The organism is Candidatus Aminicenantes bacterium (assembly GCA_011049425.1).
In the GTDB taxonomy this organism is placed as follows: Bacteria; Acidobacteriota; Aminicenantia; order UBA2199; family UBA2199; genus UBA876.
In genome coordinates this window covers 49,085-71,072 of sequence record DSBM01000141.1, presented here as the reverse complement: position 1 = coordinate 71,072, position 21,988 = coordinate 49,085, and the positions used below count along the sequence as shown (strand labels likewise).

At 53.3% G+C, this 21,988-nt stretch carries 21 protein-coding genes and 1 tRNA gene; 8 read left to right on the top strand and 14 right to left on the bottom strand.

All coding sequences use genetic code 11. The features are described 5' to 3' along the window. The first annotated feature begins 2 nt into the window (after positions 1–2). Genes ENN40_09870 through ENN40_09855 form a run of 4 tightly spaced genes read left to right on the top strand, consistent with a single transcriptional unit; the run spans position 3 to position 2,991 of the window. Positions 3–224 (top strand): hypothetical protein, encoded by a 222-nt coding sequence (locus tag ENN40_09870; protein ID HDP95651.1) that lies wholly within the window; start codon positions 3–5, stop codon positions 222–224. Next, complete coding sequence (locus ENN40_09865) at positions 208–546, top strand: cell division protein ZapA (GenBank protein HDP95650.1); 339 nt, start codon at positions 208–210, stop codon at positions 544–546. Before ENN40_09870 ends, ENN40_09865 begins: the two co-directional genes overlap by 17 nt. Positions 547–587: 41 nt before the next feature. Beyond that, on the top strand, positions 588–2,132 hold the full coding sequence (gene rny, locus ENN40_09860) for a ribonuclease Y (protein HDP95649.1): 1,545 nt from the start codon (positions 588–590) through the stop codon (positions 2,130–2,132). Between the two features lie 28 nt (positions 2,133–2,160). Continuing rightward, positions 2,161–2,991: a TIGR00282 family metallophosphoesterase gene (locus ENN40_09855; protein ID HDP95648.1), complete on the top strand. Its 831-nt coding sequence runs from the start codon at positions 2,161–2,163 to the stop codon at positions 2,989–2,991. Positions 2,992–3,717: 726 nt separating this feature from the next. On the opposite strand, the gene ENN40_09850 is transcribed toward ENN40_09855, so the two are convergent. The 14 genes from ENN40_09850 to ENN40_09785 form a co-directional block, all read right to left on the bottom strand. Beyond that, on the bottom strand, positions 3,718–4,581 hold the full coding sequence (locus ENN40_09850) for a ParB/RepB/Spo0J family partition protein (GenBank protein HDP95647.1): 864 nt from the start codon (positions 4,579–4,581) through the stop codon (positions 3,718–3,720). Next, entirely contained in the window at positions 4,574–5,329 is a 756-nt protein-coding gene (locus tag ENN40_09845) for a ParA family protein (GenBank protein ID HDP95646.1), read from the bottom strand. Before ENN40_09845 ends, ENN40_09850 begins: the two co-directional genes overlap by 8 nt. A gap of 171 nt (positions 5,330–5,500) precedes the next feature. After that, positions 5,501–6,820, bottom strand: a complete 1,320-nt coding sequence (der, locus tag ENN40_09840; GenBank protein HDP95645.1) for a ribosome biogenesis GTPase Der — start codon at positions 6,818–6,820, stop codon at positions 5,501–5,503. Next, positions 6,817–7,308 carry a 2-C-methyl-D-erythritol 2,4-cyclodiphosphate synthase gene (locus ENN40_09835; GenBank protein ID HDP95644.1) on the bottom strand — a complete coding sequence of 164 codons (492 nt, stop codon included), beginning with the start codon at positions 7,306–7,308 and terminating at the stop codon, positions 6,817–6,819. Before ENN40_09835 ends, der begins: the two co-directional genes overlap by 4 nt. Then, entirely contained in the window at positions 7,308–8,285 is a 978-nt protein-coding gene (locus ENN40_09830) for a TRAM domain-containing protein (protein ID HDP95643.1), read from the bottom strand. The genes ENN40_09835 and ENN40_09830 overlap by 1 nt, the downstream gene beginning before the upstream one ends. Positions 8,286–8,376: 91 nt before the next feature. Then, positions 8,377–9,120 carry a twin-arginine translocase subunit TatC gene (gene tatC, locus ENN40_09825; protein HDP95642.1) on the bottom strand — a complete coding sequence of 248 codons (744 nt, stop codon included), beginning with the start codon at positions 9,118–9,120 and terminating at the stop codon, positions 8,377–8,379. Continuing rightward, positions 9,086–9,346, bottom strand: coding sequence for a twin-arginine translocase subunit TatB (gene tatB / locus ENN40_09820; protein ID HDP95641.1), 261 nt, complete (start codon positions 9,344–9,346; stop codon positions 9,086–9,088). Before tatB ends, tatC begins: the two co-directional genes overlap by 35 nt. A gap of 6 nt (positions 9,347–9,352) precedes the next feature. After that, on the bottom strand, positions 9,353–12,331 hold the full coding sequence (locus ENN40_09815; protein ID HDP95640.1) for a GGDEF domain-containing protein: 2,979 nt from the start codon (positions 12,329–12,331) through the stop codon (positions 9,353–9,355). A gap of 110 nt (positions 12,332–12,441) precedes the next feature. Further along, positions 12,442–13,227 (bottom strand): ABC transporter permease, encoded by a 786-nt coding sequence (locus tag ENN40_09810; protein ID HDP95639.1) that lies wholly within the window; start codon positions 13,225–13,227, stop codon positions 12,442–12,444. 2 nt (positions 13,228–13,229) lie between these two features. Next, entirely contained in the window at positions 13,230–13,865 is a 636-nt protein-coding gene (locus ENN40_09805) for an ATP-binding cassette domain-containing protein (GenBank protein HDP95638.1), read from the bottom strand. Between the two features lie 79 nt (positions 13,866–13,944). Next, complete coding sequence (locus tag ENN40_09800) at positions 13,945–14,763, bottom strand: HAD family phosphatase (GenBank protein HDP95637.1); 819 nt, start codon at positions 14,761–14,763, stop codon at positions 13,945–13,947. A 194-nt stretch (positions 14,764–14,957) separates the two neighbouring features. Further along, positions 14,958–15,047 (bottom strand) — tRNA-Ser (locus ENN40_09795). A gap of 96 nt (positions 15,048–15,143) precedes the next feature. After that, entirely contained in the window at positions 15,144–16,997 is a 1,854-nt protein-coding gene (locus tag ENN40_09790) for an SLC13 family permease (protein ID HDP95636.1), read from the bottom strand. Between the two features lie 15 nt (positions 16,998–17,012). After that, entirely contained in the window at positions 17,013–17,561 is a 549-nt protein-coding gene (locus ENN40_09785; GenBank protein HDP95635.1) for a MarR family transcriptional regulator, read from the bottom strand. Between the two features lie 559 nt (positions 17,562–18,120). Here ENN40_09785 and ENN40_09780 point away from each other — a divergent pair. From ENN40_09780 to ENN40_09765, 4 genes are all read left to right on the top strand, one after another. After that, on the top strand, positions 18,121–19,329 hold the full coding sequence (locus ENN40_09780; protein HDP95634.1) for a metallophosphoesterase family protein: 1,209 nt from the start codon (positions 18,121–18,123) through the stop codon (positions 19,327–19,329). Positions 19,330–19,424: 95 nt separating this feature from the next. Continuing rightward, positions 19,425–20,345, top strand: coding sequence for an ABC transporter substrate-binding protein (locus ENN40_09775; GenBank protein HDP95633.1), 921 nt, complete (start codon positions 19,425–19,427; stop codon positions 20,343–20,345). After that, positions 20,342–21,127, top strand: coding sequence for an ATP-binding cassette domain-containing protein (locus tag ENN40_09770; protein HDP95632.1), 786 nt, complete (start codon positions 20,342–20,344; stop codon positions 21,125–21,127). The genes ENN40_09775 and ENN40_09770 overlap by 4 nt, the downstream gene beginning before the upstream one ends. Continuing rightward, positions 21,120–21,941, top strand: a complete 822-nt coding sequence (locus ENN40_09765) for a metal ABC transporter permease (protein ID HDP95631.1) — start codon at positions 21,120–21,122, stop codon at positions 21,939–21,941. Before ENN40_09770 ends, ENN40_09765 begins: the two co-directional genes overlap by 8 nt. Positions 21,942–21,988: the final 47 nt, after the last annotated feature.

The following is a 21,988-nucleotide window of genomic DNA, read 5'->3' as shown; positions in this document are numbered from 1 at the left end:
CCATGCCGGAGAATGATTTTTCCCGCCTGGAAAAGCGGGTAATGGCATTGGTGGAAGAAATAAAACGCCTGCGCGAAGACAACCGGCGCTTGCAAAATTCGCTGGCTGAGATCGAGCAGGCCAAAACCCAGATCAACAAGGAAAGGGAGGAGATCAGACGCAAAGTCAACAGCCTGTTGGCATTGGTTGATTCTCTGGAAGACGATAATGGTAAGAACGATTGATGTAAAGATTTTGGGGCGGAATTTCCGTTTTGATTTACCTACAGAAATCCACCCCCGCACCTTTATGGAAATCATTGCTTACGTGGAAGATAAGATACGCGCCGTCCGGGGCCGGTCCATCGATATGGATTCGTTCCGGTTGGGATTGTTGACCTCGATCAACATTGCGGCCGAGTTGTTTTCCCTGCGCCGTGAAAACGATGATCTTCGTGCTGTTTTGCGCAGGATCGACAAGGTGATTGCGACATTGGATAATATGGATGCCGATTGCGGACGCGCCCATGAAAAATCAAATTCCCTGCAAAATCCGCTGTCGAAGTAGCATGTCCTGTTTAAGGAGGAGACATGTCGATACTTACATATATGGTTCCGTTCCTGGGCGGAATCGCTTTGACCGCTGTAGTGGTTTTCCTGTTGCGCAAGAAGCTGTTTTCCGGACAATACCGGAGGCTTGAGCAGCAGCAACAGGAATGGAAACGTCAGGCTGACCAGGAGTTGGCCGCCCAGCGCACGAAAACCAATCTTGAACTGAAAGAAGAGTTTATCAACTGGAAAAACGAATACAATCGCAAACAGAGCCAGAAAATAAACAAAATCAATGAAACGGAGCGTCGCCTGGTACAGAAGGAAGAGAATCTGGACCATCGCTACATCAACCTGGAAAACAAGGAAAAAGACCTGAAAAAAGTTGAAGTCCAACTGGGGGAGCGTGGGCAACAACTGGACCTGGCGCGCCGCGAATTGGAAAACACGCTTGAAGAACAGCGCAAAAAGTTGGAAACTATTTCCGGCTTGACCGTTCAGGAAGCCAAAGAGTTGATCGTCAGCCAATACGAAAGCGAAGCCCGCATGGAATCCGCTCAGCGATTGCGGGCCATTGAAGAGGATTTAAAAGAAAAAAGCCAGGTCATGGCCAAGGACATTATCGGCACGGCCATCCAGCGGCTGGCTTCCGAGCACGTGGTTTCTTCGTCCGTAGCGGTAATCGATCTTCCCAATGACGAGATGAAAGGGCGGATTATCGGTAGGGAAGGGCGCAATATCCGCGCCCTGGAAAACGCGACCGGTGTTGACTTCATTGTAGATGATACCCCGGAAGCGATTATCGTTTCTTCTTTCGACCCCATTCGTCGCGAAATTGCCAAGCGGGCTTTGGAAACACTGATCCAGGACGGCAGGATTCATCCCGCGCGCGTGGAAGAGATCGTGGAAAAGATCGAAACGGGATTCGATGACTTTCTCCGCGAAGTCGGCGAGCAGACCGTCGTGGAATTGGGAATCAAGGACATAAACCCGGAGTTGTACTACTACCTGGGGAAACTGAAGTTCCGTACTTCATATGGCCAGAATGCCCTGCAGCATTCCCAAGAGGTGGCCCTGATCGCGGCGTTTATGGCACGGGAACTGGGGGCGAATGTAAACGTCGCCCGCCGCGCCGGACTGCTGCACGATGTGGGCAAATCCATTGACCGCGAAACTGAAGGCACCCATACCCAGTTGTCGGTCGACCTGGCCCGCAAGTTCGGCGAGTCCAAACAGGTGCAGGAGGCCATTGCTTCTCACCACATGGACGTGGATTTTACCGCGGTTGAGGGTGTGTTGATCCAGGCGGCGGATACCATGTCCGCAGCCCGGCCAGGCGCCAGGAGAGAGATCTTTGAAACCTATATCAAGCGCCTGGAAAAACTGGAGGAAGTGTGCGCCGGTTTTGAGGGTGTGGAAAAAGCCTACGCGCTGCGGGCCGGCCGGGAAGTCCGGGTTATCGTGGATTCCAATGAAATGAACGATAACAAGGTGTTTTTCGTGTCCAAAGATATTGCCAAACGCATCCAGGAGGAATTGGAATACCCCGGCCAGATCAAGGTCACGGTGATACGAGAAGTCCGAGCAGTTGAATATGCCAAATAGGAAAAATACAAGTAGCGAATCCCCAGACCTGCGCGTGGTGTTTATCGGGGATGTGGTGGGACGCGGGGCCAGGAGATTCCTGGCTGATGTGCTGCCCAAAGTGCGTTATCGCATTCGCCCTGATTTTGTGATTGCCAACGGCGAAAACAGTGCCGGAGGCTTAGGTATCATTCCCAAAACAGCCGTAGAGTTGTTCCAGGCCGGCGTGGACCTGATCACTTCGGGAAACCACGTATGGGACAAGCGTGAAGCCGTTGAATTGCTGCGCGAAAATCCCCGCATCCTGAGGCCGATGAACTATCCACCAAGTGTTCCCGGAAATGGCTGCTATAAGGCGAATCTGGCAAATGGAGCCAAACTGCGCGTAATCAACCTGCAGGGGCGGGTTTTCATGGAACCCGTGGTCGACAATCCCTTTCTGATTGTGGATCGCCTCTTGAAAGAAGACCCCGAGAAATGCGTTTTCGTGGATTTTCACGCCGAAGCCACGGCGGAAAAACAAGCCATGGGCTTTTTTCTGGATGGGCGGGTGAGTGTCATGGTGGGCACCCATACCCACGTGCAAACCAGTGACGTGCGCATTCTCAGCAACGGCACCGGGTATCAAACCGATGTGGGCATGACCGGATCTCTCAATTCGGTGATCGGCATGAAGCGCAAACCCATTATTGAACGCTTCCTGACCGGAATGTACCAGCGTTTTGAGGTGGCCCGCAACAACCTGGTCATGGATTTTTCCGTATTCGATGTCAACATCCGCAGCGGCAAGTGCAACCAGGCATCCACCTGGCGGATTTTCCAGGAAAAAATGGACCAGGGACTAAAGAATTTGAGCGAGTCATTGGGCCGAAACACATAGCGCAAGCAAAATTTAAAATGTTCGCGCCCAACCAAAAACCGCCTCAGTAAGTCCAGCGCAGCAACTGTACAATCAGCCAAATAAGGCATATTTCTAGCTGAATATCCCTTATATAGGTTTTCCGAAAAACAAAACACTATTTCTGCTGAGACAGTTCTGCCGGTAACGGCGCAGTAAAAATTCCCGTTTACCGTCAATTCGGGATTACCGACACGGAAACGCAAGGGATCTATAGTTGAAAAGATTGGTTTTCTTCCATTCTGTGTGGGCGGACGTTATTCTAATTTAAAAATGGGTCCCAGGAACCTACGCTTGCGTTCGCTTATGCTTTATGTCCTACGGGTATTTATGCCCTCTGGGTGTTCTGAAGCTTCACTCCAATCACCAACGTAACAGAACCAAAAGATTCAATTCAGGCCGAAACGGGAAATCCCCAATTGGGTCGCGGCTGCATATCGCCAGCACAAAACCAGGCGCCTGGCCAGGGAAGAAAAGCAACTAATTCCAGCGGGTCCCGGACAGTTGCAATGGCGGATGAACGATATCGCGGGAAAACAGACGCGAACTGCCAGAAAGCCTTCACAAGACATACACAAGAGTTATCCACAAAGATGAAAATACTGCCATATCGGCGCGATAGATGCATAGCGGATGTAACGTCGGATAAGATATATTATGTAAACTTAACAACACATTCCTTAACCAAAAACCGAATTTTCAATTAAATCAGGTATTGATGCCCTTGATCCGCCCGCTCTGCAGATCCTCAAGCAGTGTCTGCAATACGTCAATAAGGCGCTCGCGGTTGATCTCACCTTCGCGAAAACGGAAATCGATTTTCAGGGATTTGTCGGGCGCCACAAACTTGAAACTCTGCGCTTTTGCGGCAGCGGGCCGGCCCTTTTCTTTGCCCTCCGGCGTTTTGCGCCGGCGGATTTCCTTGACGGCATCCCTGGAAAACGGCGATTTTGCATATTGATCCAGTACATGCATCATCTGCTCGATATTTTCCAGCTTTACCAGTTCAAGCAGGAATGACTTAGACTCGATACCCATTTCCTGGCAACGGCTGACTACCTGGGGCGGCATGTCACTGAGGCGTATCATTTCCGTGATGGATACCCTTGAGTTGCCGACTTTTTTGGCGATTTCTTCGTGGGTGTATCCATATATCTCGTTCAGGGACTTTAGAGAAAATGCCAATTCAAACGGGTTCAAGTCTTTTCTCTGGGCATTTTCCACAATGGACAGTTCCAAAGCTTCATTGTCCTGAATGTCGTATTCAATTCCGGGAATTTCAGTTAAACCGGCCAATCTGGCCGCGCGGTAGCGTCTCTCTCCGGCAATGATTTCGAATCGACCATCCCTTGAACGCAAAATTATGGGTTCAATAACGCCTTTTTCGCGGATCGAAGCCGCCAGCGCTTCGATGTCACCAAAATCACTGCGCGGCTGCTGCGCGCCGGCCACGATCCGTTCCAGCGAAATATAGCGGATCACGCAGGTGCGGCTGCGACTTGAAAGCTCGTCTACCAGGTGATGATCATGTTTCAACTTGATGGATTCAGGCAAGCCGATCTTTTTAGCCATGTTTCATAATCTCCCTTGCCAGGTTTTTGTACTCCCCTGCCCCGCGAGAATTCGGAGCGTGGGTGAATATGGATTCTTTAAATGCCGGGCTCTCTTCCAACCTCACATTGCGTGAAATCACGGTTTTGAACATGCGATCCTTAAAGATCCCCCGGATGTGTGCCGCGCTGTCACGTGCGATTACGATGCGTCGATCATACAGGGTGATGAGGACACCCAGAATGGCTAATTCCGGATTGCTGCGCGCTTGGACTTTTTCAAAAGTATCCAACAGATCATCCGTGCCTTCTAAAGCAAAATAGGATGCCTGAATGGGGATGAGTAAGTGGGTAGCCGCCACTAAACTGTTGATGGTGATCAATCCGAGGGTTGGCGGCGTATCGATCAAGACATAGTCATATCGAGGAAACACGGCATCCAGGCGATCTTTCAGGCGGAAATGGCCATCAATTTCGCCGATCATTTTGGATTCAAGTTTGGCCAGGGAGATGGAAGCGGGAAGCAGATCAAGGTTTTCAATTGACGTGGATTGAACCACATCCTCAAACGCGGTATCGATGTCTTCCAGGTAATGAAATACGCTCAGCTCGATGTCACGCGAGTCCAGAAAAGACACTGTGGAGTTGGCCTGCGGGTCCATATCAATGAGTAGGGCGCGTCTTCCGGCCAAGGCAAATGCAGCCGCGAGGTTTACTGCAGTGGTGGTCTTCCCCACCCCGCCTTTCTGGTTGGCAATGGTAATGATCACGCTGTTCTCCTGATTCCCGTCATGGCGTTTTAGGGTTTGTTTCCTATGGTTTCCCAACGCTTGAATGCATCCTACTTTATGGTGAAATCGATGTCAAGGAAAACATAAAGCTGGGCGGCGCATGCGGTCGAACATGCCTTTGCAACAGAGATGTCGACGCGTCGACAATGCTCAGTTCCGCGCGGATGCCGTGACTTTGACAAAGATGGGAATGCCCCATAAATCAAGCTTTTCTGTAATACGCTTTTTGAGAAAGGTTTCATCCGAAGGTTTCAGGTGCTCGGAATAACGAGACTGCAGGCGAATAAAGAATGGCCGTCTGGATTCTATGGTCGCGTATTTCGATTTGAATGCCTTTCCGCTTTTTGTCACCAGGCGTTTTTCCGCGTAGGCTGAGTTAATGGCGCGGTTCAGGACCGGTGTGCGAACCCCCTCTTGAAGTACCATGTGAATTCGTTCCGCATTGTCCAGCAAGCGGAAAACATTTTTCCCATTTAAGGCGGATACCAGATGAAAAGGAGCGAAATAAAATGCGTGCAGGCGTTGACGAATCGATTGTTCGAGTAAATGCGGGGCCTGTGAGGCCGATACCAGGTCCCACTTATTGGCGGCCAGGATGACCGGTTTGGCTGATTTCAACACCTGGTCGGCGATAAACAAATCATTTTGACTGATTTTGCGCGAAGCATCGATAACCAGGATAATGATATCCGCGCTATGGATATCTTTCTGCGCACGGAGTACGGCGATACTCTCCGTGTCTTCGTGAATTTTTTGCATTTTGCGAATCCCGGCATTATCTACCAGGATCATGTCTCGATTGTTGCGGCTGAGGGCCAGGTCAATTGAATCGCGTGTGGTTCCGGGAATCGGGCTTACAATCAACAAGTCATCCCTAAGGATGCTGTTGATCAGCGAAGATTTGCCCACATTGGGTTTGCCCACTATACTGATGCGCGAGGCGTTGCCCGGTTCTGTTGTGGGCTTGGTGACGGATTCACCTATTTTTTCGCCAAGAAGAAAACGGAGCTGATTGATTCCCAGATCGTGTTCAGCGGAGATCGCCAGCACATCGGTCTTTAATTCATAATACGATTGGGGAACGACATGGCGTTCCGGGTCATCCACTTTGTTTACGACCAGAATAAGTGATTGTGCACGGCTGCGCACGGAAAGGTAAAAATCCTTTTCATATCCGAGGATATCCCGCTTGCCATCGCACAAAAAAACAACCACATCGGAGCGTTCCGCTTCGCGCAACACCCGGATGTTTATTTCTTTAGATATATCGGACTTATCGGGGAAAAACCCGCCGGAATCCTGAAGGAAAACCGGCCGTTCATCCAAGAACATCGGCATGCGAAACACGTCCCGCGTCATACCGGGTTCCGGATGAACCAGGGCTTTGCGGCGGCCGGTCAAGCGATTGAACAGGGTCGATTTCCCTGTATTGGGAACACCGATAATGGTGATGATGGGGATGCGTTTCATGATTCAGCGCGTGCGCGGATCATGCAGATACAGTAACATTCAATGGCCTCGCCGCGACCCACCGCGCCCAGGCCTTCACGGGTCTTGGCTTTCACCCCGATCGCATCGGCGGGGATTTTCAGCATTCGCGCCAGGTTTTCACGCATAGCCGGCTTGAAAGGTTGCAGAAGAGGTTTTTGGGCCACGACGGTGCAATCGATGTTAATGATTGTAAAACCGTTTTCATGTAAACGTAAAAGGACATTTTCCAGCAGAGTGGAGCTTGAGATATTGCGATAGCGGGGATCGGTGTCCGGGAATAATTCGCCGATGTCCGGTTGCCCCGAGGCGCCCAACAGGGCGTCTATCAAAGCGTGCAGCAGCACATCACCGTCCGAATGGGCCACGAAATGCAAGTCATTGCTGACTTGGATTCCGCCGATCATTAACTTCCCTCCCCTTTCGAGGCGATGGATGTCGTACCCTGCGCCCGCGCGGATCTTGAGCATCAGGATTTTTTGCCGAAAATCATTTTGCCCGTGGTGGACTGAAGCACGGAAGTCACCTCAATGCGCAAGGTTTTTCCGATATCCGATTTGGCGTCATCCACAACCACCATGGTTCCGTCCTCGAGATAGGCGATGCCCTGGCGTTTTTCCTTGCCTTCCTTGAGTATATTGACCGTCAAATGTTCCCCCGGATAAACAATGGGCTTGAGGCTGAATGCCAACTCGTTGATATTGAGGATGCTGACATCCTGCAGTTTGGCGATCTTGCTCAGGTTGACGTCATTGGTAATCACCTTGAAATTGCTTTCCCGCGCCAGCAGAACCAGTTTCTGGTCGACTTCCTTGACGCCGGATACAGACTTGTTGAGGATGGTGACCGAGATCTCGGGAGTCTTGCGCAGCTGGTCGATTACATCCAGGCCGCGTTTGCCGCGAATCTTCTTGCTGGGATCGGATGAATCTGCAATGGACTGCAGTTCAGCCAGCACGAATTGGGTGATGATCAATTCACCGCTGATAAAACCGGATGCGGCAATGGGAACGATGCGTCCGTCGATTATGGCGCTGGTATCCAGCAGAAAGGAATCCGTGAAAGCACTGCTGCCGCGTAGGAATTCCTTGATGTTCAGTGGTGAGAACATGTTGGGCTTCTGCAGGCCGATAAAAAGTCCTGTAATAGGAAATCCGAACAGGAAAACCATCTGGAAAAACACCTTGGCGGAAAAGAAAAGGCTGATCGATTCGGTTAATGCATAAAGCCCCAGCCCCACAAGGATTCCCAGCAACATGCCGATGGATGAGCTCCAGATGTATTTCAATTCGGTGACGCGGACACGCAGCGCCAGGATCACCAGGGCCAGGGCGGTAGCGGCACCGATGACCGCTCCCATTTGTTGCGTGGTTCCCAGAAACGGCGGATGGTGATACCCGATAAACGCAAATACGGCGACAAAGATGAGTTTATAGATATAAATCACGTAAAAACTCCTCAATGGAAATACAGATAATATACCAGATCAGGGCCTGAAAAGCCAGCAGCTATATGGATGTCAAAAAGAACGGTCGTGATTATTTGCGGCGGGGCGCGGCCAGGCGGGCGATTCCGATACTGAGCAGGTAGAGCAGGATCATGGGGCCTGCAAAAAGGGATTGCGTAACCATGTCGGGTGTGGGTGTGATTACCGCGGCCAGAATAAAAATCAGCACAATTGCCCACTTGAAATAACGAATCAGCATGCGCGCGGTAACAATGCCAAGCCGTGACAAGAGAAATACCAGTACCGGAAGTTCAAACACAACGGCAATGCCGAAGATCACCCGGAACGCCAACGAGAGGTATTGGTTGATGGTCAGCATGGGTGTAAAATCCTGTCCGACCTGAAGAAAGAAACGGCATGCCCAGGGAAAGATGGCATAGTATCCAAAAGCGCCGCCAAGCAGGAAAAAAACAGTGGTAAATAATACAAAGGGAAAAACCAGGCGTCGTTCCTTGGGATACAGGCCTGGAGCGATAAACAGCCATAACTGGTGGAATATCAATGGCGAAGCGCCAAAAACAGATACCATGAAGGCCAGTTTGATGTACATCATGAACGGTTCAGTCAGAGCCGTAAACACCAGTTTCTGGCCTGGAGGCAGGAATTGCTGTACGGGTTGGGCAATCCAGGCGTAAAATTCGTCCACGAAGTTCCAGGACACCAGAAAGAAAACCAGAATAATGGCTAAAGATATGAGTATCCGTCGGCGCAATTCGCCGAGGTGTTCAAAAAAAGTCATCTCATCCGCTTTTCTTTGGACCATTGTGATCATCATCCTGGAGTTTTTTCAGTTCACTGTCCATATTGCGGATATCCTTTGTGATATCGTGTCGGTCAACCTCTTCCTGAATTGTATGCCTGGCATCGTTTACCGTGGAGCGGAAGTCGCGGATGAATTTTCCCAGTTCACGGGCAAAGCGTGGCAATTTGTCTGGTCCGAAAACCAGTAGAACGACAACAAAAATTAAAAGAATTTCCTGAAAACCTATTGAGCCGAACATCTTACCTCATGTGTGGGAATGGAATTGAAGTTCATCCCGGGTGGAATAGAGCCGGATGCGTCCGGCCGCGGCCTGTTCATCCATCCTGGTAATGATTTGAGAAAAAGGCACTTCCGTGAATCCTGGCCCGGGATCGATTCCCACTGAAAGATTGCGACCGTTCAGTTTGGCCAGATACATGGCGGAGTCTGCGAGTGAGATCACTTGCTGCCAGGAGACCGCTCGAATATTTCCTTGAACAAAAGGATAGCGCGCGAACCCGATGCTGACGGTGCGCCGGACCGTTTCACCGCTGGAGATGTGGAACGCCCTGGATTCAATGCTCTTGCGCAGGCGTTCAGCCAACAGGTAGGAGTTGTCTGCCCGCTTGTTGCGTGTGACCACCAGGAACTCCTCACCTCCCCAACGGATAATGATATCCGATGTGCGCAACTCCCGCCGCAGGGCCTGAGCCACTCCCACCAGAACCCGGTCACCCGCAGTGTGGCCGTGAATATCATTCACGCTTTTAAAGTGGTCGATATCGATCACATAAAAGGTCAGGATCAAATCTTCGCGGCGGTAACGGCGCCCCGCGGCCGCGGAATCTTTGCGCGGAAAAAGACTGCGTTCGATCATGTGTACATCGTCACCGATGCGATCGTTCAGGTAACGGCGGTTTTTGAGGCCGGTGAGGGGATCGGTGATGGATAAGACCACCAATTCATGGTTTTTTCGTGCCAACTCACTTGTGTGTTCGTATACCCGCTGCTCCAGTTTGCGTTTCTGGGTTTCCAGCATACGCAGGCGTATGAATGTAGCCAGCCGGATCAGTCCGAAAAACGCCAATGCGGTCAGACCCCAGAACCACCATTGTCTCCATAGCGGCGGAGTGACTTCAAAAGAGATGCGTTGACATTGTTTCTGAGAGTCTTCCTGGAAAAAACCGTTATCCGCCATGACTTCAAATGTGTAAAGACCCTCCCTGAGGTTAAGGAAGTGAACACTGGTTTTCTGGGAAGGGGGCTGCCACTCTTGCTGACGGGGCAAAAGGCGCCAGCGATAATACAAAGGCTGGTCCCGGCGTGTGGAAACCGTAAAAAAGGAAAACTCTACTGAATTCTGGCGGCTGCTGAGTTGGATGGGTTTGTCCAGGGGGATAGGCTGATCATCTACACGTATACTCAAGTTGGGAACCCTTGGAGGAACCGGGTCCAGGCTGCGCGTGCTGGGAGGCAGTTCCACCAGGCCCGGGGATACGCTGAACCACAGGCTGCCGTCGCTGGTTTCAAGGGTGGTATGGATGAATCCCTCATCTCCAAACAGGCCTGTGTTTTTGTTGAAGTGAGAGAAATACCCGTTGTGGTATCGATCCAGAGAGACACTGGTGTTGAGCCAGATTTGACCTTGAGAATCTTTGAGCGCGTACCATACATCGTTGTGCAACAGGCCGTTGCGGGTGGTGAAGTTCAGTAGATCCGTTTCACGGTAGATGAACAGGCCATGGACCACGGAGGAAACCAGGATTTCCCCCGAGGATGCCACGTGAATGTCGGTTATATTGATCGGTCCCAGGCGGGTTTCCAAGTCACTGGAAACAAATCGGCCATGAGAGTAGACTTGAAGGCCGTTGCCGGTTCCAAGAATCAATACTCCGGGAGACCATTCGGCCATGGCCCAGACCCGCTGATGGTGAAGCCCCTCAAGAATGGTCTGGAACGAGTTATGGCCGTCGTAGCGCAACAATCCGTTGTCCGTTCCGAACCAGAACACACTGTTGCTGTCCCTGATGGCGCTTAAAACCCGCACATCACCCAGAAGGAGCTCCAGGCGTTGGTTGCGGTCCCAGCGGAAGATGCCGTTGTAACGAGTGCCCACCAGGTAATTTCGCGGACCGACCTTCAGTAAAGCCCGCACCTGTTTGTTCTGCAATTGCCGGTTCACGGCAAACGCTCGACCGCGCCCGTTACGGATCTCAGATATGCCGTCGTATCCGCCGGCCAGGATGGTGCCGGGTGTATCTTCCAGCAGGCTGCAGATGAATTCGGAAGGCAGGCCGTCGTCTGTCGAATACATGCGGAAAGTGATTCCGGACAGGAATGACAAACCGTAACGGGTACCGGCGAATACCGTGTGTTCACGATCCACGAATACGCGGTTGACTCGGGAGTAGTTCAACCCGTTTCCGGCGTGAAAATGTTGCCAATCACCGGGTCCGGGGTCATAACTGAACAAGCCCTTATCTGTTCCCAGCCAGATGCCTCCACCTTGATCTATATCCAGGTCACGCATCTCTCCACATGCGGCCGGAAGGTTCACGGAAACGATCGACTCTCCCGGTGCGGCGATACTGAGGACCCCCTCTCCAGCCAGGTATAGCTTGTCTTGACGGTAAATCAGGAAATCGATGGCGCGGTTGGTATCAAATGGAATCCATTGACCCTCGGACGTGAGCTGGTACACTTGCCGGTTGGCCAGGACAGTCAAGGTCCCCCGGGTGTCCAGGGCAGCGTGACGGATTCTTTGCTGTTTGTCATTTCCTAAAAAACCAACGGTAGCCGGTTCCTGCGAATCGTCCACTCGCAGGAGGCGGCCGCCCCCCAATGCAAAGAAACCCAAGCCGGTTCCGGAAACGGGAAACAAACGCTGAATGCGCGTTCCCCGGGCCCATACATGGGTGGTTTTCATGGACTGCATCAGGGCGGCGCCCTCGTCGGTCGCCACCCACATTTGGTTGTTTGGACCCGCCACCAGGTCATTGATGTAACTGCCCGGAAGCCCCTCCATGGTTGAAAGTGTGCGTATAAAGTCATTACCGTCGAAGATGCCGATTCCACTCTGGGTCCCCACCCAGATAAATCCGTCCGAGTCCTGCGCCAAAGCGGTAATGTAGTTCTGCGGAAGTCCGTCGGAAGTTTTGTAATGAATAATGGGGTACTGAACCCCGCGAATAAAAGTCCACATTCCCAGAAGGAGTAGACCTGAAAAGGCGATCCGGCGCATCATGGCCGTTCAATCATAGCATAAACCGGGATCAAAAGACAGCACGGGCAAAATGGTTATGGCGGCTGTCAAAAAGGATGCACGCAAGTCGCATACAAGCTCGCAGATATGGTTCAATGGCGGAAGAGGCCGGGACGAAGACGCTGGTAGCCGTCAAAAGCCCGCCGGGAGGCAAACACCATGCCCAGGAAAGCCGAAACCGTTGCCGTGGTAAAGATGGCGACCATGATCAGGATCTGGTATTGAATAGCCACGGACGGAGAGTTGCCGCCCAGAATCTGCCCGGTCATCATGCCGGGAAGGGACACCAGTCCCATGGTGGCGACAGTGGCGATTTGGGGGGATACGGCGGCTTTCAGGGCGTCAGCCATAAAAGGTTTGCGGGCCTCCCAGGGGGTGGCCCCCATGGAAAGATGGGTGATGAACTCTTCCGGGCGCTTCTGCAGGCCGTGAAAATATCGGTCCAGCGTAATGACATTGCTGCGCAGGATATTGCCCAGGATCATGCCTCCCAGGGGGATCAGATAACGGGCCGAAAATACGGTCCGGGGTTCAAGTACAATAAAAAAAGCGCCGAAAATTGCCGCCATGCTGATCAGGTACGCCGTGCCCAGTGGAAGAAAAAACCGCCTTAATCGCAGGCCGCTCTGGCTGGTAGCCGCCGTGCAGGCAACGGCGATCATGATCAGGATCCAGGCCAGATTGATCAGGGGATGGTTGATGCGGAAAATGGTTTCCAGGTACAGGCCGACCAGGAAGAGCTGCGCCACCATACGTATATGTGCGATCAACAGTGCGCGGATACGGGGAATGCGCAGAAACAGGAACACGCTGATGGGTACCAGCAACAACAACGAGAATGTCGCCAGGGAAAACAGGTTGATCGCTTTGGCGCCCATGGCTATTCTGCCTGCAAACTGCCGGATTGCATGAACAGGGAACGGGTAGAGAAGGTTTCCCAATCGCGATTGTGAGACACCGATATCACGGTCCGGCCGGGAGACGCGGTCAGCAGACGTACCACGTTTTCGATGTTTTCCGGATCCAGGGCGGCCGTGACTTCATCCAGAAGAAACACCGGACGGTTCACGAGCAGGAGCAACAAAACCATCAGGCGCTGTTTTTCACCGCCGGACAGGCTGGGAAACCGTCTGGACAACACATCCTGCTTGAAGTGCAGTTGCGCAAGCAACTCCATTGCCCGGTCTTGGGGAAAGGAGCGATGACGATTGGCGCGAAATTGGAGGGGATAGCGCAATACTTCGCCAACGGTGAGATCGAAATCCGGGATGCGTTGGGATACAAATCCCAGGTGTGAGCGGTAATGCGTCAATTCCGGAGGCGTAACCGGGCGATTCTCATGAAGCAGCCGGCCTTCAAAATACTCCGCGCAAAACAGCACTTTTAACAAAGTGGTCTTGCCGCTGCCTGAGGGTCCGTGGATCCAGATCTTTTCCCCTTTGGCCACAGACAGGTCAACGTCCCGAAGGATCGGGTTACCGTCATGTTGGACACGGATCCTTTCCAGTTGCAGCATGGTTGCTTCTTTTACCGGCAAGAGGCCAATACCTTACCGTTTCCGGCAATTGGAATCAAGGGCCGGCAACAAATCGGCATTATAAGCCGGGTGGCTGCTCAAGTTCGAATAACCGTACCAGTTCACGGGCCGGCCCCTGATGGGATGCTGCCGCCACTTGCGGAAACAGGTTTCGCAACTCCGCCAGGCCATCCGCAACCACCCTGGGAAATCCCACCATCTCTAATGCTTCCAGATCATTCAGGTTGTCACCGAAATAGATTACTTGCTGCGGATCCACGCCCAGTTCCGTACAAAGGCGACGCAAAGCCTGATCCTTACGCGCACCAACAGGGGTGACTTCAAGCCAGGTGCGGCTATTGCCCCGGGAAGAGATCAAGCGGGATTTCACTGGCAGGCAACTGTTCAGAGCGGTTTTCACCTCCCCCACCCTGTCGTTGGCGATCCGGGTTGATACCCCGGTGATGTCGGAAAAGTCGGAAAATTCCTCCACGGTCCGAAAGGGAGTGCTGCGACTGAACATGCCGAAGCCCCGGTATTCAGGGCTGCCGCCTCGGGACAGGCTGCGGTAGACCACAACCGGGACTTTCAGCGCTTCCAATGTGCGCACCAGTTTTTTTGCTTCATCCGCCGCCAAACCATGTTCCCAAACGATCTTGTTATTCTTCAGAGCCAGGGTGCCGTTCTGGACCAGCAGCCAGGGCGATCTCTTCAGGCCGGCCGCCATGCGCCGGGCCGTGTAGAGGTTGAAACCCGTCACCAGAGCGACGGGAACACCCAGGGCCATGATCGCGTCCAGGACGGCAAGGGTTGCGGGTGGAACGGCCTCTTCTTTGAGAGGAACCAGGGTGCCCCCCAGGTCGGAAGCGACCAGGCGTGGAGTTGTTCCGGTTTTCATGAAAGAGATTGTAACAGATCGATCTGCAGGAAACGAGGATCCGGTTTGCGGTTGTTCAGCCTGCCGGGTTCGAATGGCGGAGGGAGTAGGATTGATGAGCCGCTGCTACGTCTCACCCTGCGGGCCGTTCGCTGCGCTCACGGTCCAAATTCGCAGATCGCGAATTAGTCGAACCCGGAAAACGTGGGTTCGAATGGCGGAGGGAGTAGGATTCGAACCCACGGGCCTCGTTAAAGGCCAACGGTTTTCAAGACCGCCGCATTCGACCGCTCTGCCATCCCTCCGCGCAGTCCACGATTGTAGCAGAGGTCCCGTAAGGCGTCAACGGCGTTGCTTTGTCCGAATGCCAGTGGCTGTGGTTTCAAGAATTTGAGAACGGACTACAGGTAGAAGTGATTGATTAGGAAGAGGGAGAGCGCGGCGATCAGCACCTGTAAGGGCAAACCAATCTTGAGGTAATCAGTGAAGCGGTATCCACCGGGTCCATAAACCATGAGATTGGTCTGGTAAGAGATGGGAGTGGCAAAAGTCGCTGCCGTTGAAACCAGCACCGCCAGGGCAAATGGATGAATATCGGCGCCTACGGATGTGGCCGCGCTCACGGCGATGGGGAAAAAAAGCACCGCGGTGGCGTTGCCCGTAATCACCGAATTAAACAGGCTGGTCAACAGGTACACCGCGCACAATACGCCGAAAGTGCCGAAATGGCGGCCAAGCTGGACGATTTTCCAGGAAAAGTATTCCGCCAAACCGGAGTTTTGCATGGCGGCGGCGATCCCGAACATGGAGGCGATAATGATGAGCACCTTCCAATCCACCATTACGCTTTTTCCAGGCAAACATCCGCATAAGCTCAGGACCACCGCCGCCCCGGCGGCGGCAACCACCAGGGGCAGAACGCCCGTGGCGGACATCACGATCATGGCCGCAAAAACACCGCCGGTGACCCATTTGCGATAGGGATGCTTGCCGTCAAGGGGCGTAGGCAGGGAAACCAGGTAAAAATCGGAAGACTGGGGCCAGCGCTCAGAGAACTCATGATCCGCCAGCATGAGCAGCGTATCACCGGGATGCAGGACGATGTTGCCGATTTTTTTGGCAATGCGTTCGCCGCCGCGGTGAATGGCCAGGATCACCGCTCCATAGCGACCGCGGAAGTCTGATTCCCTGACTTTCTTCCCCACCAGGGCGGAACTGGCGGGAATCACGGCTTCAAATGCGCAGACGCGGCCCGGACGGTCCGATTTCAGGTTAAAGTGAATGGTTTTGGCTGGTTGCAGGCCGGGGATCCTCTGAAGTTCCAGAATGGTGTCGGGGATCCCCGTAAAAAACAAGCGGTCTCCATCCCGGACGGTTTCATCCGGGCGGGCGGGAGCCAGCACCGTTTCTTTACGCTGGATCTGGAAAAGAAACAATCCCTGAAGGTGGCGCAACCCGGCCGCTTCCACACTGCGGCCGATACCTTCAAAACCCTCCCCCACTTTCATTTCCACCACGAATTCGCGCAGTTGACGCGTCAGTTTACTCATGGGTTCACGCCGCTGGGGCAGCAACCTGTTTCCAACCACAACCAGGTAAACCAGACCCAAGAGCGCAACGGGAATACCAATGCGTGAAATTTCAAAAAAACCCAACCCCTTGTAGCCGTTCTCGAGCAAGAGTCCGTGGATAATCAGGTTGGTGCTGGTGCCGATCAAGGTGCACAATCCCCCCAGGATCGCCGCATACGACAATGGAAGCAGGAAGTGTGACACGGAGATGCCGTGTTCCTGGCACCATTTTTTGATTGGCGGGATCAACATTGCCACTACCGGGGTGTTGTTCATGAAAGCGGATAGCAGGGTGACGGGAAAGAGCAGGCGGGCCAGTTTGCGGCGCATGCCGTTTTTAGAGGAGTTTCCCAGGATCAAACGGTTGATTATGGGCAATAAGCCGCTGGTCTGCATGGCCCCGGCCAAAAGAAAGAGCAAGCCGATCGAGATCACGCCGATGTTGGAAAACCCTGCTACAGCTTCGCCCGCGCTGACAACACCGCCGATTGTGAGTAAGAACAAGACCGTTACAACGGTTAGCTCGATATCGATCCATTCGTCGATCAGGACAATGATCATGGCGACAAGCAGGGTCAAGGTGTACCAGAAATCAAACCCCATCTCTGTCACTGACCTCCTTCCAGTAACCGTTGTCGGCGCAATGCTGAACGCAATCAAACCGGACCTTACCACAAGGATCATACAAGGTTCAACAGATCAATCCCATCCCGTGGTTGGCGGAACCGCACGAAAGTCCAGGGTTCCATTCCGGCCGGAATTGCGGTCCAGATTTTCCAGCATGCGTGAAAGATAACCGGAAAGGCGGGAGATTTCCGTTTCCAGAAATCCCTGCAACATGATTTCATGAACGAGGCGCAAGCGCCGCTCCAGGTCCGGCTTCAGCGAACGGGCCGAATCTGTGGGAAACAAGCGCCGCAGCCTGCGGTCGGTTTCGTCTTGCAGCCTTTGTACGTATCCCCGGGCTTCCAGGCGTTTGACCGCCTTGGCCGTGGTGGTCTTGTCCACACCGGCGTGAATGCTCAGGCTTTCCTGGGTCACTCCGGGATTTTGCAATATACCCAGCAGCAAACGCACCCGCCCGCTGCCAAGGCCCAGCGACGCAAGGTCTCTGCCGGAAAGGCGTTCCAGTTGCCGGGCGCAACGCATCAGGCGACGGAGAATTCCTTCATCCATTTTACCCCCTCCCTTTATAGTTGGCAAGCCAACTTGTAAGTCTGGTTTTGGTTGGCCCTCCAACCATAGCATGGGTTCAGGTTCAAAAACAAGGTTCTCCCTGGTTCTGTATGGGTAAACTCACATTGGTGATTGACAAGAAGCTGTGGTGATGAGTACCCATAGGGCATACATACCCGCAGGGCATACAGCATAAGCGAACGCAAACGTAGGTTCCGGGGACCCATGGTCTGAGACAGGATGGTCGGCTGAGGGGTATTCATCGAGGACGAAAGCCGGCCGCGGTCACATCCCGAACAACCGCCGTGGTCGGCTAAATACGCAAAAAGACCGCAATGGGTCTGGACCGAAGTGGTGAGCGATGCTTTGTGCCCGGAAGGGTACTCTCCTGGAGCCTCTATATTTTTTCAAATTGGAATAACCTTTAAACTCACACAAAATGGAAGAGAACCAAAAAAAAACAGCTTTATGGGCTTTTTGAACAGACTTCAGTGCGCGCCAATACCAACGCGGGATTGTGCAGAAACGTCATTTTTAATGAAATTGATCGGCCATGTTGTGTTGACATCCAAGGAATTTTCATTGTAGAATGTGAATCTTTTCAACTCAATTCTGTAATACGAGGCAACAGATGAGAAAACAACCTTTATTGATAGCCATCCTGCTCCCGGTTTGGGCCGCAAGCGGCGCATTGGCGGCGGATCGCGTTCCCAGACGAATTGTACTGAACTGGTATGGGGATCCGGCAACCACCGCCGCCGTGACCTGGCGGACACACGCTCCCGCCGCCGACGCGGCCGCCCAGATTCAAACAGCTTCGCCCTCTCCCCTGACTCCGGCCGGAGCCTTCGTGGTGAAAGCCGCCAGCATGGAGTTGGATACGGGCAAAGGTGAAACGGTATGGACACACAGCGCGCGCTTCTCTGCACTGAAGTCCGACACGTTGTACGCCTATCGCGTGGGTTCCGGAGAGCATTGGAGCGAATGGAACCATTTCCGCACAGCCGCGGATGATCGGCGCGCTTTCCGCTTTGTTTTTCTGGGTGATTTGCAAAACGAGTTGGCATCTCAATGTGGCCGGGTTGTGCGTGCCTCCATACTCCAGGCCCCCGATGCGCTTTTCATGTTGCACGCCGGTGACCTGGTCTCCCGTGCATGGCGGGACGACAAGTGGGGGGAATGGTTTACCGTGGGTGAATGGATATTCCGCAGCATTCCCCAACTTATGGTTCCGGGCAACCACGAATACAGGCGCACGCCCTCCAAAAAAAGTGCGGACTTGACACCGTTGTGGCGCCCCCACTTCACCCTGCCGGAGAACGGCCCGCCGGGGCTGGAAGAAACCGTATATACTTTGGATGTACAGGGCGCGCGCCTTGTGGCCCTGAATCCGAATACCGCCGTTCGTGAACAGGCCGCCTGGCTGGACCGGGTTCTGCGAAAAAAACGCTCCGGTGGCTGGACCGTGCTCTTGATGCACCAACCGATTTACTCAACGGGACGCGATCGCGACAACCTGGAGCTGCGGCAACAACTGCTTCCGATTATCGACGCCCATGGCGTGGATCTTGTGCTTCAGGGACATGATCATACGTATGGGCGAACCTTTCGCCTGCGGGCCGGTCGCCGGGTCCGTTCCACTAGGGGGGGAACCGTATACGTGGTGAGCGTGGGCGGTCCCAAGCAATATCCCCTGAACCCGTTATACGGTTCCATCATGGCCCGTATGGCCGCAGACCGCCAATTGTACCAGGTGATTCAAGTGGAAAAAGATCGCTTGCGTTTTGACGCCTGGACCGTGGACGGTGTTCATTTTGACGGTTTCGAATTGCGCAAGTAATGCCGGGCTGCTGCTTGCGGGATTTCCCATTTCCATCTACAATCAATACCAGCGACCGGTTGCGGCTTCAATCGTAACCGGATCCGGGAGCCATAATGGACGTTGTCCGGCGATCAGGTCGAAACAAGCGCCAAGTTAAACGCTTGATCTCGGTGGTCTTATCGGGTGTCGCGTTATTGTGTCTGGCCGCTTGCCACTCAGCTGCCGGCGAAGCGGATACCCCGAGCATAGCTGTTACCATCCTGCCACAAAAAGAGATCGTGCACCAAATTGTCGGCAATCGCTTCCACGTGGAGGTCTTGATTCCCCCGGGATTTAATCCAGCCACGTTTGCTCCGGCCCCCAGCCGGATCCGTCGCCTGGGACGTTCCCTGGCCTGGTTCCGCATTGGAAAGCTTCCGGTTGAGCGAACCTGGACAGATCGCATCCGTTCCGTCTATCCCAACCTGGAAATAGTGGATACATCCAGAGGAGTGGAGTGGATTGTTCCACAAGGACACGACCACCGGCATTCCAACGGCGTGGATCCCCACATCTGGCTGTCTCCAAGGCTGATGTTGATACAAGCTGAGAACATCATGAACGCAATGGTGCGTCTGGATCCTGAACATGGCGAGGAATACCGCCGTAATTACAGGCAATTGGCAAGAAAAATCAAAGCCCTGGACAAACAAATCCATGACATGCTGGCAGACCTGCCCCGCCGGAGTTTTATGGTTTTTCACCCTTCCTGGGCATATTTTGCCTGCGATTACGCATTAGAGCAGGTTGTGATTGAAGCGGAGGGCAAAAGCCCGGCACCCGGGGATTTATCACGCATCATTGCCCTGGCGCGCCGTGAAGGACTGCGCACAGTCTTTGTTCAGCCTCAGTTTGACACGGCAGCCGCAAAAGTCGTGGCGCGTGAGATCAACGGCCGGGTTGTGATTCTGGACCCGTTGGCGGAGGATTGGGCTGAAAACTTGATCTCGACGGCCCGGAAATTGCGTACCGCTCAAGAGGTTTCACTACGGTGACCACCCGTAACCTTATTCTGAAACTAGAGAAAGTCCGGACCGGCTATGGTCGGCAACCGGTACTGCTGGATGTGGATTTTTGTGTGCATTCCCATGATTTTATCGGGATTGTCGGACCCAACGGAAGCGGCAAAACAACCTTGTTAAAGGTCATCCTGGGGCTGCTTCCCCCGTGGAGCGGCATCATACGCTATTTCCGGGGCGGTAGCGAAGTGGAGCGGTTTTCCATGGGATACATGCCCCAATCGGCCCAGGTGGATCCCGATTTCCCCATAACCGTTAAAGACGTAGTCCGTTCCGGCCTGATGACAAGAGACGCGAATGAACCCGGCGACATTCCAGTACAGAGAGTAATGCAGCGAATGGGCATTGCGGCGCTGGGACGCCGTCCTTTGGGAGAGTTGTCCGGGGGACAACGGCAGCGGGTATTCCTGGCCAGAGCGATTGTGGCTTCACCTCCCCTGCTCTTGCTGGATGAACCGGACACCTACGCGGATCGTGATTTCGGCCGGAATTTTCACGAATTATTGACCGAGTTAAACCGGGATATGGCCATTCTGATGGTTTCTCATGACCTGGGAATGATCGCTTCCCAGGTACAATCGATTGCTTGCGTAAACGGATCACTTTACCATCATGAATCCAGCGAAATCACCCAGGAATTAATGGAATCTTATCGATGTCCCATTGACCTGATCACGCATGGACGGGTCCCCCATCGGGTGCTGAAATCCCATCAAGATAACAATTCGTCTCTCCCCAAGCGGAATCACCATGATTGAACTGTTTCAATACCGATATTTTGTTCATGGTGTTCTGGCAGCCGTGCTGGTCAGTATTTCCTGCGGATTCATCGGCACCTATATCGTCAGCCGCAGGATTGTTTTTATCACCGGCGGAATCAGCCACGCAGCTTTCGGCGGGGTGGGAATCGCTTATTTTTTCGGCTTGAACCCCATGGCGGGAGCCGCGTTTTTCGCCGTGTTCTCCGCTGTTATTCTTGAATCCATGGGTGCGCACATGCGCGTGCGCCGGGATTCCCTTATCGGCATGATCTGGTCTTTCGGCATGGCATTGGGGGTGCTGTTTGTTTTCTTGACCCCGGGTTATGCCGCCAACCTCATGACGTTTTTGTTTGGTGATATCCTGACCGTTTCCCGATCAGACCTGGGCTTGATGGCGGGGTTGGCCGGTCTGGTAGTCAGCGTTTTTTGGTGGCGTTTTCGCCGCATTCTGTACCTTGCTTTTGATGCGGAGTTTGCCCGCACCCGAAACGTCCCGGTCAGCGGCATGCAATCGTTGATGATGGTACTGACCGCCCTGACGGTTGTGGTGAACATCCGGGTGGTGGGCATTGTGCTGGTTCTGGCTCTGATGACCGTTCCCCCTGCAACCGCCAACCTGCTGGCCAAAGATTTTCGTTCCATGATTCCGCTGGCGATCCTGTTCAGCCTGATGGCCACCCTGGGGGGGTTGGCGGCTTCTCACATATTGAATGTTCCTTCGGGTGCAACCATTGTGTTTACTTCGCTGCTTGTATTTTTTCTGGTGCGGATCACTGCGGCTCTATTCCTCAAGAGCCGGCGATTGCCTTGATTCTTTCCAGGGAAACAACACTGCGATGTATTCGAAATGTCAACCCG